The organism is Microcoleus sp. Pol7_B2 (assembly GCF_036701035.1).
In the GTDB taxonomy this organism is placed as follows: domain Bacteria; phylum Cyanobacteriota; class Cyanobacteriia; order Cyanobacteriales; family Microcoleaceae; genus Microcoleus.
In genome coordinates this window covers 23,536-38,338 of sequence record NZ_JAUBQB010000016.1, presented here as the reverse complement: position 1 = coordinate 38,338, position 14,803 = coordinate 23,536, and the positions used below count along the sequence as shown (strand labels likewise).

The 14,803-nt window shown below is 46.8% G+C and carries 10 protein-coding genes and 1 tRNA gene; 5 read left to right on the top strand and 6 right to left on the bottom strand.

Annotated features, from left to right (window positions below):
- Positions 1-135: 135 nt before the first annotated feature.
- From bioD to QUA57_RS09045, 3 genes are all read right to left on the bottom strand, one after another.
- Positions 136-843, bottom strand: coding sequence for a dethiobiotin synthase (gene bioD, locus QUA57_RS09055; RefSeq protein WP_333060404.1), 708 nt, complete (start codon positions 841-843; stop codon positions 136-138).
- 60 nt (positions 844-903) lie between these two features.
- On the bottom strand, positions 904-2,598 hold the full coding sequence (locus tag QUA57_RS09050) for a serine/threonine-protein kinase (RefSeq protein ID WP_333060405.1): 1,695 nt from the start codon (positions 2,596-2,598) through the stop codon (positions 904-906).
- Positions 2,599-3,014: 416 nt separating this feature from the next.
- On the bottom strand, positions 3,015-3,473 hold the full coding sequence (locus QUA57_RS09045) for a GatB/YqeY domain-containing protein (RefSeq protein ID WP_006635515.1): 459 nt from the start codon (positions 3,471-3,473) through the stop codon (positions 3,015-3,017).
- 617 nt (positions 3,474-4,090) lie between these two features.
- Here QUA57_RS09045 and QUA57_RS09040 point away from each other — a divergent pair.
- From QUA57_RS09040 to QUA57_RS09025, 4 genes are all read left to right on the top strand, one after another.
- Complete coding sequence (locus QUA57_RS09040; protein ID WP_190734335.1) at positions 4,091-5,083, top strand: ribose-phosphate pyrophosphokinase; 993 nt, start codon at positions 4,091-4,093, stop codon at positions 5,081-5,083.
- Between the two features lie 433 nt (positions 5,084-5,516).
- The gene (locus tag QUA57_RS09035; RefSeq protein WP_333060406.1) at positions 5,517-6,242 is read left to right on the top strand and encodes a DUF3747 domain-containing protein; all 726 of its coding nucleotides are present in this window, start codon (positions 5,517-5,519) and stop codon (positions 6,240-6,242) included.
- A gap of 34 nt (positions 6,243-6,276) precedes the next feature.
- Positions 6,277-6,534 carry a hypothetical protein gene (locus tag QUA57_RS09030; RefSeq protein WP_333060407.1) on the top strand — a complete coding sequence of 86 codons (258 nt, stop codon included), beginning with the start codon at positions 6,277-6,279 and terminating at the stop codon, positions 6,532-6,534.
- A gap of 107 nt (positions 6,535-6,641) precedes the next feature.
- The gene (locus QUA57_RS09025; protein WP_333060408.1) at positions 6,642-6,857 is read left to right on the top strand and encodes a hypothetical protein; all 216 of its coding nucleotides are present in this window, start codon (positions 6,642-6,644) and stop codon (positions 6,855-6,857) included.
- A gap of 258 nt (positions 6,858-7,115) precedes the next feature.
- Here QUA57_RS09025 and QUA57_RS09020 read toward each other — a convergent pair whose 3' ends face one another.
- From QUA57_RS09020 to QUA57_RS09010, 3 genes are all read right to left on the bottom strand, one after another.
- Positions 7,116-8,006 (bottom strand): hypothetical protein, encoded by an 891-nt coding sequence (locus QUA57_RS09020; RefSeq protein WP_333060409.1) that lies wholly within the window; start codon positions 8,004-8,006, stop codon positions 7,116-7,118.
- Complete coding sequence (locus tag QUA57_RS09015; RefSeq protein ID WP_333060410.1) at positions 7,984-12,309, bottom strand: AAA domain-containing protein; 4,326 nt, start codon at positions 12,307-12,309, stop codon at positions 7,984-7,986. The genes QUA57_RS09020 and QUA57_RS09015 overlap by 23 nt, the downstream gene beginning before the upstream one ends.
- 175 nt (positions 12,310-12,484) lie before the next feature.
- Positions 12,485-12,557, bottom strand: a tRNA-His gene (locus QUA57_RS09010).
- 626 nt (positions 12,558-13,183) lie between these two features.
- On the opposite strand from QUA57_RS09010, the gene QUA57_RS09005 reads away from it, so the two are divergent.
- Complete coding sequence (locus QUA57_RS09005) at positions 13,184-14,719, top strand: serine/threonine-protein kinase (protein WP_333060411.1); 1,536 nt, start codon at positions 13,184-13,186, stop codon at positions 14,717-14,719.
- Positions 14,720-14,803: the final 84 nt, after the last annotated feature.

Genomic DNA, 14,803 nt, shown 5'->3' with positions numbered 1-14,803 from the left:
GCGCTCTCTGCGGTTAAAAGAAAATCTTCTTCAATCCTATCCCAGTTGTGCAGGAGATTTTTTTTTATGAACCGCAGAGGGCGCAGAGTACGCAGAGGAAGAGAAGAAAGAGAAAGAGAGGTGTTTAGAATAGGGTTATTTAGAAGTCTGATCAACTAAATTAACCCCTGGCAGTAACCGCTCTAAATCTAAATCTGAAGCAATTTTAGCTAATTTAGCAAGGTCACTCGGGTCATCTAAATGCGGCAAAATACCCAACACAGGTATTTGAGTCAGCGACTGGATCAAATCAACGGGCGCTAGATCGGCAATTTCTTGTTCCGAATAAGCTTTAACGCAATTGAGCACAATTCCTCTCAGCTTAAAACCACTGTGTCTGGCAAGAGCAACATTCGCTACAGCTTGCCCGATCGCCCCCAACCTCACAGGTACTACTAAAACCCCCCTCAGCCGCCAATCCCTGGCAATATCGGCCACCGTCAGTTCCCACGTTACAGGCGATCCCAGCCCTCCCAAAGATTCCACCAACACAAAATCCTTGCGCTGCGAGAGGCTTTGCCACGCCGTCCAAACCTTTTCGAGTTCGATACGTCTCCCCTCCCGTTCCGCAGCAATCGGCGGTGCTAGAGGCGTATCAAAGTGCAGCGGATTGAGTTCTTCGGGGGATTGGTCGAGGGAAAACAAACGGGTGTAGAGTTCGCGATCGCCCGTTCCTGTTTGCAACAGCTTCATAATTCCCAAACTGCGATCGGGAAAATACATTTGCCAATAAGCAGCCAGAGCGCTGGTCAAAACAGTTTTGCCCGCGTCGGTATCAGTTCCAGCAATTAGCAGCGAGTTCATTGGCAAATAGCTAACAAATAATTGGCCTCAACCTCAGTCTAGGGGAATTTTGCCAGAAGTTTAGAGTTCTGGCGATGGTGCGGGTGTTGGTGCGGGTTCCGGTTCCGGCGCGGGTTCCGATTCTGGTTCCGGCGACGGTGCAGGAGTTGGGGCCGGTTCCGGTGACGGTGCGGGTGTTGGGGCCGGTTCCGGCGATGGTGCGGGTGTTGGGGCCGGTTCCGGCGACGGTGCAGGAGTTGGCGCGGGTGTTGGTGCGGGTGTTGGCGACGGCGCAGGCGTCGGTTTGGGTGCGGGAGTTGGTGCGGGCGTCGGTTTGGGCGTCGGTTTGGGCGCGGGAGTCGGCGCGGGCGTCGGTTTTGGTGTCGGAGTTGGCGCTGGGCTTGGTTCTGGGCTTGGTTCCGGCAAAGGTTCTGGGCTTGGTTCCGGCAAAGGTTCTGGGTCCGGTTCCGGCAAAGGTTCTGGGCTCGGTTCCGACAAAGGTTCTAGGGTTGGTTCCGGCAAAGGTTCTGGGCTCGGTTCCGGCAAAGGTTGCGGGGTTGGGGTTGGCAAAGGTTGCGGGGTTGGGGTTGGCAAAGGTAGCGGGTTTGGTATCGGAGTTAGTGTCGGCGTCGGACTTGTAAGTGCTGGCGGTGTCGGAGTGGGTTTGGGGCGCGAATTGTTGAGAAATGAGCCGACTAAGGCCCAGGAACCGAAGCCAGTCAAGATTACTAAGCCCGCCAGCAGACCGATCGCAGCGATGGGATTGTCCCAAAAAGTGTCGCCAGCAGGCTCACTTAACGGGTCTGGCTGGTTTGGCGGGGGGGAACTCGGGGCGGCTGGCTCGGGCGGTCTGCCCACGGCCACCGTTGCTATTAGCGAAGGGTTTGTCGGCACCACTGCTGGCGCGGGCGGTACAGTTGGCTGGCTGGGCTTAGGATTAGTTTGGGCGTCGAGTGCTTGGGCAACTTCGCTGACAGATTGATATCGATCGCCCGGAGACCGGCTCAACATCCGATTCAGCACCAAAGCCAAACCCGTGCTCACCTGCACTTGCTGCTGCCAATTCCACTGCAGCGTTGTTTGATCGAGCAATTCCTGCGGTTCTTTGCCTGTCAGCAAGACGAGCGCCGTTACAGCTAAAGCGTAGAGGTCGCTGCTGGCTGTTGCTCGCCCGCTGTGCAACTGTTCCATCGGCGCGTAGCCGATTTTACCGACTGTTGTCGCGTGGGCTGTTCCTTCGGGAGACTGGACTTTGGTGGCGAGTTCCTTCACGACTCCAAAGTCAATCAGCACCGGCATTTGGTCGTTTTCCCTGCGGATGATATTTTCAGGGGAGATGTCGCGGTGGATGATGCCGCGGGCGTGGATGTGAGCGAGTACCGGCAGCATTTGCCGGATAAATACCAAGACTTCGGCTTCGGTGAATCTGCGACCATTTGAAGTTCGATCGAGCAGCAGTTCGCGGTAAGTCATCCCTTCCACGTAATCCTGCACTAAAAACAAACGCTGGTTCTCTTCAAATATTGCCCGAAACTGGGGAATTTGCGGGTGCCCAATTTGGTAAAGTATTGCCGCCTCTCTTTGAAACAATTCCTTCGATTTTTCCAAAACGTAAGGCCCGCTTTGCACTGGGATCAATTCCTTCAGGGCGCAGCGTTCTTGAAACCGTCCCAAATCTTCTACTAAATAAGTCCGGCCAAATCCTCCTTGACCTAAAATATTCACCAAGCGGTAGCGGTTTTGTAGGAGAGTTCCAATAGCAATAGGTGGCTGCATAAGTTTAAGTAAAAACTGTTAAAAAATAGACGATCGCTCACAGACTTAGTAATGCTATGTCTTTAATGCTCTTGAGCATACTTCACTATCTGTAGTCCCCAGTCCCGACCAAAGTTAGTATTTTACATTTTTTTGACATTCTTGGACGCAAGGATGCTCAGAAACCGGGTTTTTTCACGAAAATACACAGATTGCAACCCGCCAATCCGCTCGAAAACCCGGTTTCTGCGTCAATATCTCAAGGGAGAAATGCACGATTTTTCGTAGAAACCGGGTTTTTTGGCCTGAGCCCTAATAAATTGTCGCCCCTCGGCCTAAGCCATACATCTCTATAAAGCTTGAGATTATTTATGGGAGATGTCTACTGACTACTGACTGCTGTCAACTGCCAACTGTCAACTGTCAACTGTCAACTGTCAACTGTTAAGCTTTGCTTTCACCATGTCTTGAATTCTGTTACCGTCTGCTTTGCCTTTAAGCTGCTGCATTGCCTTGCCCATCACCTTGCCCATATCTTTTGCAGAAGTAGCGCCAACCGAAGCAATCACTTCGTCAACGACTTGACTCACCTCTTCGTCTGACATCTGCGGCGGCAAATACTCTTCAACAATTGCCAACTCCGCCTCCTCTTGTGCCACTAAATCTTCGCGGCCACCTTTGCGGTATTGTTCGATCGAATCCCGGCGCTGTTTGGCTATTTGCATCAAAATTTCCATTTCTTGAGCTTCTGTCAGCGTCTCTTGGCCGGAGGGACGAAGGCTGACTTCTTTTTCGAGAATAAATTTCTTGATGCCGCGAACTGTTTCCAAGCGAACTTTGTCCTTGGACTTCATGGCTGCTTTGATTTCTTCGTCAATGCGTTCTCTTAAGCTCATCGATTTCTACCTTGCTTTGCCCGATATCAAAAATCTGGAGTATGCTTCCGATTCTTAACTTTTTTTACAGTATTTTTCAAGTTTATTGCCTGTTGGTGGCATTTTTATCGCATTGAACCCGGATGCCTTCGGCCTTCGGCTGAATTTTGGGCGGCTAGACTTCCAGCCTCGGCCCCAAATTGACTCACGCCAGAACTTTTAGACGCAGGGACACAAGTGCGATCGTTGCGATCGTACTTCTGCCTGTACAGAGTTCGCTACAACTCACATTCCACACCCTGGGGTGTCACACAGCATAATTACGCAGAAAACTCTATCTTTACAGTAATATATTATGCCTTTAAAAAGTTTTTTATCCGTTAATGTACGGTATTCAAGTATAATTCATAGTTTTATGGCTGGATAAAAATAAGTAAAAACCGATTGTGACCGTTAAGGGTACCGAATGTGGGGTAGAAACCGGATTTGTTGGACATATTTCTGCAAGTCCTATTCAATTCGCCTAACTTCACACTTGTGGCCGCCCCGAATGTTAAATCTATTAAAAAATTGGCTGAATATTTCTAGTTTCAGATGGTAAGATAGCGATGGAATAAACGTCCTGCAAGAGGCCTGCTGTGATCCGTTCTGCTACTTTACCGCTTCCGCTTCCCGAGCCGCCGGTTTCCGCTCATGACCGTCTGCGGCTGTTCTCCGGTTCTGCTAATGTTCCTCTCGCCCAAGAGGTGGCTCGCTATCTGGGGATCGATTTGGGGCCGATGGTTCGCAAGCGGTTTGCTGATGGGGAACTCTACGTTCAAATTCAAGAATCAATTCGGGGTTGCGATGTTTACTTGATTCAGCCAACTTGCTGTCCGGTAAACGATCGCCTCATGGAATTGTTAATTATGATCGATGCTTGTCGCCGCGCTTCGGCCAGACAAATTACTGCCGTCATCCCCTATTACGGATATGCTAGGGCTGACCGCAAAACGGCCGGAAGAGAGTCGATTACTGCAAAATTAGTGGCTAATTTGATTACGGAAGCTGGGGCCGGTCGCATTTTGGCGATGGATTTACACTCAGCTCAGATTCAAGGTTATTTTGACATTCCTTTCGATCACGTTTACGGTTCGCCGGTGCTTTTGGATTACCTGGCGAGCAAGCAATTGACGGATATTGTTGTGGTTTCGCCGGATGTTGGCGGAGTCGCTAGGGCGAGAGCTTTTGCCAAAAAGCTTGGTGATGCTCCCCTGGCAATTATTGACAAGCGCCGCCAAGCTCACAACGTGGCAGAAGTGATGAATCTTATCGGTGATGTCAGGGGCAAAACTGCTGTGTTGGTGGATGACATGATCGATACTGCCGGCACGATTTCTGAAGGTGCGAGATTGTTGCGCCGCGAGGGTGCGAGGCAGGTTTATGCTTGTGCTACTCATGCGGTGTTTTCGCCTCCGGCGATCGAGCGCTTGTCTAGCGGGATTTTGGAAGAGGTAATTGTTACGAATACAATTCCTGTGCCTGAAGAGAACCGTTTTAAGCAGTTGACGGTGCTTTCGGTAGCCAATTTGCTCGGAGAAACTATTTGGCGGATTCACGAAGATAGTTCTGTTAGCAGTATGTTCCGCTAGAGGGCAAAGACACTTTTTGAATGTTTGTTTTAGGGTGCGTTAACCAAGTGTAACGCACCGTTTTTTTTGTGAATAGTGCGCTCGTTTCCCGCAAGTAATAAGCCCAGGCTCATGCCAATTTTACTGTCAACTTCCCTTAAATTATTGTGGAGTGGGCGTCCCGCCCGCCCGGAAAATAGAATTTAGAGGCCGAACAGCTTATCAAGTTCCTCGGTAAAATAACGGTTATAACTTTGTAGTGAGGACTCAAGTCCTGATAAAAATTCGCTCGGACTTTAGTTCTCACTACGAACCAAGGTGACGATCGCGGATCGATCGCACTTGGTACCACCGGAACAAGAGATGGTAAAATTCTATCTTGTTGTTGGAAGAGGGCGAATTTTTTATATTCTAGATAAGTCTCATCACAATAAGGAGCCAATAGGGAAAAATCATGAAACATTCATTGGCACGAACACTAGCCGCACTGGCAGGTTCAGCAATTTTAACACTTGGCGCGATCGGTTCGGCTAAAGCATTTACTTTTGACGAAACCGACATTAACCAAGACCGAGTAATTGTCATCGCCCAACCCCGCCCTTCCGGCGGCTACCAATTGCTAATTCTAGAACAAGTATCTGACAAGCGAAAATGCTGGAGCGAAAGTGGCTCTAATCCCGTGAAAGTCGATCCCTTATTAGTTAGTTTTGATTTCACCGGTATTTGTGGCCGCGCAACAGACAGCAACGGCTTTTCAATTCGCATGGCAGGCACCGATTTAGCATTAAAATACACGCTAACTTTGGAAACTGTTGATGGCAATGTTCTACTAATTGGAACTCCGGTAGATTACCAAGGTAAATCGGTGATTATCGGTCGCACAAACGGCGATGTTAACGACTTCATGAAAATCACTCTCGATCCTGCTTGGCGATTGAGTAAAAGAGCTTATCAAGGCCGCACATTAGGTCACTTTTATTTCACTACCAATCAATCCGCACCGGAAGAAATTGGCAATACCGGAGGCAATACCGGAGGCAATACCGAAGCAATACCGCAGCCAACACCGCAGCCAATACCAATACCAATACCGCCGCCATCACCGCAGCTAATACCGCAGCCATCACCGCAGCCAATACCGCAGGAAATACCAATACCGCAGGAAATACCAATACCGTAGGCAATACTGGCTTTTCTACAATTCGGAGATAGCTATGGATGATATCTACGCTTCCGAAACTAAAGAAGCTGTGGGCTTTGGGTTTGTAGCCCGGTTTTCTCAAAATAATACCTTTCGACCGCAACTTGCTGTCACCAGAGAGCAATTGGTATCTTTAGTATTGGAATCCTGGAAAGGAATACAAGATGCTATATCACATTTCCTAGCAATGTTTATATCCGTCCCTATAGCGATGTTGATATTGTCCGCTGGAGTGCCTGAAAAGTTCTATTTGCGCGGGAAAACAAGATAGTTAGCGGTTATCAAGATGGAACTTTTAAACCTACGCAGTTCGTCACTCGCGCTGAATTGATGGCGGTGCTCCGTAGAGCGGCGGAATTTGGTTTCTCTGCCCGGGGAATGAACCGGGATTTAGTTGCTAAAGAACCGTCTAAAACTTTTTCAGACACTCAGAATTATTGGGCTGCTTCTATTTTTGCTCAAATGTCTTCTTATTGTTCTGTTGCTTCTGCTCTTAACGAAATTGGCGATCGGTTTGCTTTCCATGATTCTGCAAAGCGGAATTACGCGGCGGCGACTACTTTGCGGATGCTGAAATCCGTTAAGGCTGAGTAGGGCCAATTATATCCCCGACTTCTTCCAGAAGTTGGGAATCTGAGTATATTGCACAATTACCTCATTTTTGGGTTAATAGTTATATGTTGTACTCTTGTCAAGAACGGGCAAGATGCCCGTTCCACAAAACTTGATTTTCTTATGGAACGGGCATCTTGCCCGTTCCTAAACAAGTAATTGAGAATGGTGCAAGGTATCAGTTAATCAGGACTTTAGTCCTTACTACAAACCTGTTCGCAATCAGGACTTTAGTCCTCATCATATCGTTTCCTTCCGTTTCTTCTTAGAGGGTTTTTTAGGAGTTTTCTGGACGGGGATGGTTTCGGATTCTTGCTGTGCGATGTCTGGGCTTACTTTACACAAGTCGTTCAAGGAAAGTTTTTGTTGTGATTCAAGTTCGTTTAGCAAGTTTGATGCTGTTTCTAATATTTGTTTTCCCTGTCTGGCTTGCATAGTAGTTTTATTTTCGATCGCATCTAACAACACAAAAATCGAAACTGTTTGCCAAATATCTAAATCGTCGCCGACGACATCGCAAGCAGAGACAATTTTGCCGTTTTGTGGGGCGTGAATTCCTAAGCAGGAATCTTGAATTAACGGCTGGATTTCTGCTATACTTAAATCCGCAAGGTCAGTAATTTTATGTTCGAGCGAGACTAAATCGGCTAAATCTGGCAAGTTGACCGATTCTGCGGCTAAAGGATCAAATTTAAAAGTAAGAGTTTGATTCAGCGGATCGGAAATGGCATAAATTGATTGAATTTGCGATCGACTAACGGCACCTTTCTCGAAAAAATCTCTACCTTGCGGGGCGATCGCAATTTTTCCATTTTCAGCCACCTCCAAGCTTTCCAAACTAACCAGAGTCGCCGCCGTAGTCTTCACAAAAATCTCGTCCAACCCCAGCACATCCGCCAATTCCTTCAAAGTTGGCGCAGGTTCAAACTCAACACCCGCCCGCAAAATGAACTCTTCCAACACGTTAAACTCGCGCGGTTCGCTAACCGCCACCTCCAGCGGAGTTTGGCGGATTGCAAAGCGGAATTGACGCGCCGCCAACACTGACAAACCCGGATTTTGTTGCTCAATCTGTTCGGCTAGCGAACTTAAATTCGAGTCTATTGGTTTAGTTGAGGACGCTAGAAACATCTACAAAACCTCCGCAGTGACGCACCGTTTTTGAAACTTCCTGATACATTTTTCCGACCGTACCTGTTTGTTGGGTAAATAAATCGTGGCAGCCGACAACTACCAGCAATTCTTGAGCGCGGGAAAATGCCACATTCACCCGTTCCGGTTCTTTAGCAAATCCAATATCGCCCCTAACATTATTGCACACGGTGCTGACAATAATTACAGGTCTTTCCATGCCTTGAAATATGTCAACCGTACCAGTGCGGATGCTCAAAGCAGGGAATCTTTCGCCTTCGATTCTGTCTTTAATTGCATTTAATTGAGCCGCATAAAAAGTGATAATTCCGATTTCTTTCGGTGGTTCACCGTCGGCAACTTTGGGCTGCCAAGCTGTCTCCATTTGTTCGCACAAACGCTCGATCGCATCAATCTCCTTGACATTCAACCGCGAAGTACCCTGTTTTTCCTCTTCAAATCCTTGTCCGATGGGCGTTTTCACCCACAGAATGTGATTATTTTCTGAAATGATTCTACCTGCGAGGTTGTGGGCGCGCTTGGTGTCAGCTTCCTGAATGCCACAGTTGAGTTTTTGCTGGTAAAACTGATTGATTGCGCCCATGATTTGTGGGTGCATTCGATACTGAGTTGTCAGCATTTTTTTGATGCTGTCGCTGGCATTTTCAAACAAAACTTTGAACAGCGATTCTTTTATGAAGCTAAGTTCGTCTCCAGTACAGCCGATGTCTTCGGCAATATCATCGATCGTACTTTGATTAAACATCGGCGGCAATTGTCTGTGATCGCCCACTAATACTAACTTTCTGCCTTTCAAAGCGGGAATTAATAACTCTGGGGGAGTGCATTTGCTAACTTCGTCAATGATAACTGCATCAAAGCTGGGAAAGTTTTTAGTAAAATCGAAGCTAGCAGCTTGCACGCAAGTAATGCCGATGACGTTGGCATTGTCAATATAAATTTGCTTTAAATCGTTGCGGTCTTTTTCTGATGGATTGCGAAGTTTTTGAATCCAATCTGTCACAAAATTTTGAGAACGATTTAGGGCTGTTTCTTCTTGTTCTAATTTCCGCTCCCAAGTTTTGAATAAACGCTTAATTTTGTTTAAAAAAGCTACGGTGAATAATCCTGTATTCGGAACTTCTGGCTGATATTGAGTCGGGATAGTTTGCCATGCTGACTCCCACCAATTTCTTTCCACCAGTAATGCTGCTGTCGGTTGCTGCTGTTGCAGTTGAGCGGTAATTTCGCTCAATTCTGTTTGAAGTTCGGTGAGTTGTTGCTGCAAAGTTGCAGCCGCAGTTTGTAGCGGGGATAAATGCTCGTCAAGAGTGTTTTTGATGGTTTCCAAAACCCCAAAAGGGTCTAGATCGGCAATGGATTTTTCAAGCTGAAGCGTGCTTGCTTTCCAAGCATCAACTTGCTTGACAAACTGCTGCGGCTGCTCCCAAATATTCGATTTTTGGGCGAGATATTGTTCGGTTAAAATCCGCAATTTTTCAGGTACATTTGGCTGTTGGACAATTGCTTGCAACAAATTAGTAACTTCGCTAATTTTTAAGTTTGCCTCTTGCTGCGCTGTTTCTACCTGAAGTTTAGCTGCGGATATTTGCTGCTGGTTTAAGGTTTGACCGATTTTATCTAATAATTGTTGCTGTTTGATAAGCTGCTGTTCGGTTTCGGTTTTCAGGGGAACCACGCACTGACGGGCATTTGCGAGGATACTGTGCAGCAATTCTTTGACTAGGCGATCGAAGGTAGCCTGGATATGATTTGGGTGCAATGATTCACTATAAAATTGTTGAATGCTACCTAAGAAAGTGGCGGCTTTTTCGATGATAAATTTGCGCTGACTTTGGCTGACTTGGGAGTAGCTGGCAAAGTCTTTGGCGAGTTGTTGCCACTGTGTACGATCGCCCGCAGAGAGCACGATCGGCGTTTGACTCAAATTTAGGTGCAGAAACTCGCTAAACCGGAACTGTTGCCCTTGTATGTCCTTAAAACCTGCGCTTTCTTCGTGGGATATCGCCTTTTGCAAGCGCTCCAAATCGGGCAAATTGATTTTGCATTTGGGTGGCACGATCGGCAATTTGAGCGATCGGGCAATTTTCAGCAATCCTGGTGGCAATCCTACCATATCATCCGTGAGCATTGCGCCCGTTTCCCAGCAAGTTTTCACGACTTCATAAAGTCCCGTATCCGCTGTCTCGATCCACTGTGCAACGGCGACGACAACGGCTGCAATTTCCGCTTTTCGCAATTCCAAATTCTTGATTTTCTGTTCGAGATTGTGGCGGTGTGTCTGATTTTGCCGATCGCCCAATTCGAGTTGATTCACAGCCTCCGACATCTGCCGCGACACCCGCAACGACTCCGCAACCGCCGACATAGCGTGACAAACATCATCAGCGCGATCGAATGCCGTCTTAAATTCCGATATTTGCCCTGCTACAGTTTCCTGCAACCAAACCGCAATCCCAAACGCGCCGCAAGCAGGGCGATCGAAGCCAATTTGAGTAGCATAGCTGGTGGCAATGCGAACATTTGCCATAAAGTTTTCTACTAAAACATTGCCTTCTGAATAAGGTTTTAGTCTAGGCATAAACTCGGCAACTTCTGGAGATTCCCAGTTGATATTCGGCGCATCCAGCAAATTTTCTAGCCCGCTAACTAGAGATTCAATATCGCTTTTTGTGGTTAAAATCTCTTCATAAGCTGCTGCTTGCTGCTTGCACTTTTCCTCAATATTTGCTTGACTGTCGTGCAGGTGTTTTAGTTCATTAAAAAAATCTTTCTCAGCGGCCCAGTAGGCGGTAAATCGTTCTGATTCTGCCACCAACTGCCGCAAAGATTTGACATTAGTCAGGCGCTGCGAGAGCTTTTGTTCGCAGTCAATCGCCGTATTTTGCAGCCAAGTGCCGATCGCATTTTCCTCTAAAAACGGCTGCCCTTCTTCCTGCACCTTATGAGCTTTTCCCTTCCGCAAAGCCCGAATCGCCGGATTGTGTACTAACCGACTCAAAGCATTGTCTACAGCCAAATTTGCTTGCGAAGCAATGAGCGTTTTGCCGCCCTGACTGGCAATTTGATAGCAAATCTCTGCAATCACAGTCGTTTTGCCAGTTCCCGGCGGGCCTTGAATCAAAATTAAATCCCGCGCCGAAAGCACCGTTTCTACGGCGGCAAGTTGGTCGTCATTAGCATTGCGATTTAATAAGTTTTCCCGATCCAATTTAATCAGTTTTTCAGGCAGTCTCGCCTGAGAAGCATCGAATAAAAACTCACTCAAATAGGGATTTTGAGCGCGCCCGTCTGTCAGCATTTTTAAAGCTTTTTTCTTGCGTTCGATCTGACTGATATCGCCCGCCGCCTCAAAATATAAGAATCCTTGTTTGGGCAGAAGATATCGGCCGCCCGCCATGCGAGATCCTAAATCAACATCTAACTTAATGCGTAATTTACCATGTTCAAAGTCAATTTCTGCGATGCTACCCAATGTCTCTCCATCGCGGCTGCTTCTGCTTCCTGGCGGCGAATCAAACAGGATAATTTCTTCATTTCTGGCTTTTTTCAGCCTTTCGCGGAAGTCGCTCAATTCTAAGTAATTTTCATCATAGCCATCAAGAGTTGCGGAATTACGATCGATTTCAAAAGTGACGATTTTGAAGCCGGAACCGTAATTGTGTCCTCGGAAAGGCACGCAAAATTGACGCGCTTCCGCGATGCGTTTTTCTACATTTAAAAAAGTATGCCAAACTTTTAGTTGTTCGGTAGTCGGTATGTGTCTGTCGTCCCAAAAAGGCATTTGTTGGACGCGGGCGATCGACTTTACAGGAATTGGCGATGGCTGACGCCCCGCTACGCTACGACTGTTAGCCAAAAGTCGCAACTGAACCGGCAAAGCATACCCATCTTTCCTTCCTCTGGGAACCGCCACCAAACCAGCATCCAGCAGTTTTAAACCGCCGATTCCGTCTTCACAGCGTACAGTTGCTAACAACCGCAAAGTGCGATCGGCTTTTTGCAACAATTGGGGTAATTCAAAATCATCTCCATCCGTAGCAAGCAACAATTCCCAGATTTCTTCTTCCGAAAATCTCTCATTTACCTTTTGGCGACGCACGTAGAAAAGATTGTGGGATTTGCCAGCAATCTCCGACATCAGAATTTCCGCACGTTCTTTGCATTCCCAATCGCAATATTTCCCTAAAGCCGCTTCTCCTTCTATATCCCGAATAAACTTATTAATTGTGCGATCGCCACTAAATTTATATCCCCAATCTTCTGTTACTAAAGATGGCATATTTTGATTTTAGATTTTAGATTTTAGATTGGATTTAAGATTAGCACATCGGAACTTGTGCCGACAGAACCGCTACATCCAAAAAAAAATTAAGGTGTGCAATTCACACCCTACGACCATCGCAAATTACCGTACAGGCGACGGGCGATCGTATTAAACAGTTTAGAATCAAAAGGGCGAACGATGGGACTTGAACCCACGAATGGTGGTACCACAAACCACTGCCTTAACCACTTGGCTACGCTCGCCGTATCAGTTTTAACTATAGCATCAGATCTCAGCACAAGTCTAGGGGTAAGGCAAAAATATTTTGAAATATTTCTGAGCGTCCCTGAACCAGACAGATCGATTGTGCCTTAAATTCCCAGCACAGTAGGAGTTTAGCACAATTTTCGGCCTGGGCGATCGGCCTGTGCGATCGGCAATTATCTCGCCCCCAGCAGTCATGCGGTCTGGGTTCGGTAGCTTTGGCAGCCTCCCGATTCGATCTAGCGCATTAAAATAGCCTTATCAGCCCAGGCGCATCTACATTTTACAGTCCTGTTTGATAAAACTCACCTCTGGCACCATTTTTAATAACAGGCAAGATGCCTGTTCCACAAAGAATGAATTTCTTGTGGGGAGTAGGGGTTGGGCATCCTGCCCCTAAAAGCCTTATTGAGAATGGTGCAACATCTCAGATGAAATGCTTGTGGGGTGTCCCGCCCGCCCGAAAAATACAACGCAAGAAGCGGGACAGCTTATTCTACACTGCATGAGTTATCAACCATCCTTCTTCTCTCTCTTCTCTCTTCCCTCTTCCTTGGCGCAGCTTCGCGTCTTCGCGGTTCGTTTAAAAAAAAGTCTTGTCCGCAATATAAAATCTAAAATCAATATGAGCTACTGTGTCAACCCTGAATGCCAAAATCCTCAAAACTCCAACACCGCAAAATTTTGCTTAAACTGCGGCTTTAACCTGTTGCTGAGACAGCGATATCGCCCGATTGAACTTTTAGGTAGAGGCGGATTTGGTAAAACTTTCTTAGCAATTGATGAAGACATCCCATCTCTACCCCGCTGTGCAGTCAAGCAATTTTATTTTTACGACCGCGACCCCGAAATTTTCAACAAAGCCGTTGAATTATTTCGGCAAGAAGGCGTCCGTTTAGACGAACTCGGAAAACACCCGCAAATCCCCACATTATTAGCCTGCTTTGAACAAGAAGGTCATATTTATTTAGTTCAAGAGTTTATAGAAGGATCGACTCTTAAACAAGAATTAGACAAGAGTGTATACGATGAAGAGCAAATTTGGCAACTGCTGCAAGACTTATTGCCGGTGCTGCAATTTATCCACGACAAGCGCGTCATTCACCGCGACATCAAACCCGAAAATATTATCCGCCGCCAGTCGGACAACAAACTCGTATTGATCGATTTCGGCATTGCCAAACTGCTGACTGATTCAGCCATGCTTAGTCCAGCAACGCTCATTGGCAGTCAAGATTATGTAGCTCCCGAACAAATGCGCGGCAAAGTATTTCCTGCTAGCGACCTTTACAGTTTAGGTGTTACTTGCGTTCGCCTAATGACGCAAGTTCCTCCCTTGGATATGTACGACTGCGACAACGAGCGCTGGTGGTGGCGCGAGTTTCTCCCCAAAGCCACGAGTCTTAGCGACGAGTTAGGTGAAATTTTAGATAAATTGCTGCAAACTCGTCTCACTCAGCGGTACAGTTTTGCTACGGAAGTTTTGCAAGATATCCAAGCAGCTTTAGATATTCGCCATCAAAATTTGCTTTCGTCCAAAAAGCCGATCGCTCCTGCTCTCGATAATAGCGACAACTCAACCGAGATCAGCGTCCTACAAACTCCTGATTCTCCTATTTTACCGACCAATGCCGTCGCCGATTGTGCAGCAGATTTTTCCTTATCTGTTACTTCAAATACTTCAAATATCAAGCCAACCCTAATTTCTGCACGGGGAGTTGATTATACCAAACTGCGCGATTTTTTGTCTAACAAAAAGTGGAAAGAAGCCGATCGCGAAACTTGGGGTCTGATGTGTCAATCTATTTCCCAGGAACCGGGAACTCACATAGAAATTAGCCAAATTTACCAGCTACCGTGCGAAGATTTGCAAACACTCGATCGCCTTTGGTTGCGCTACAGTCAAGGTCGGTTTGGCTTCAGCGTCCAAAAGCAGATTTATGAAAGCGTTAAGGGAGACTATATCAGATTTTGCGATCGGGTCAACTGGCAAACCTACAATTCTGCTACTACTTTAGGGCAGATTAAATTTAGTCAGCAAGCACCAATCGGACACCTTCCCTCTCGCAGTTGGGTTGGCGGCATTCAGTGGCTGCGACACCTCGATGCCCTGTCAGCAAAATTAACCGAGTGCGACAATAATGCTGCTCCTAAATTGTAATGTTTATACCGACTAACTAACTAAAATTTTAACTTTAAACTCTACCTGAAAGCAGAGAAATTTGTCGCGCTAGATGTAACCAGC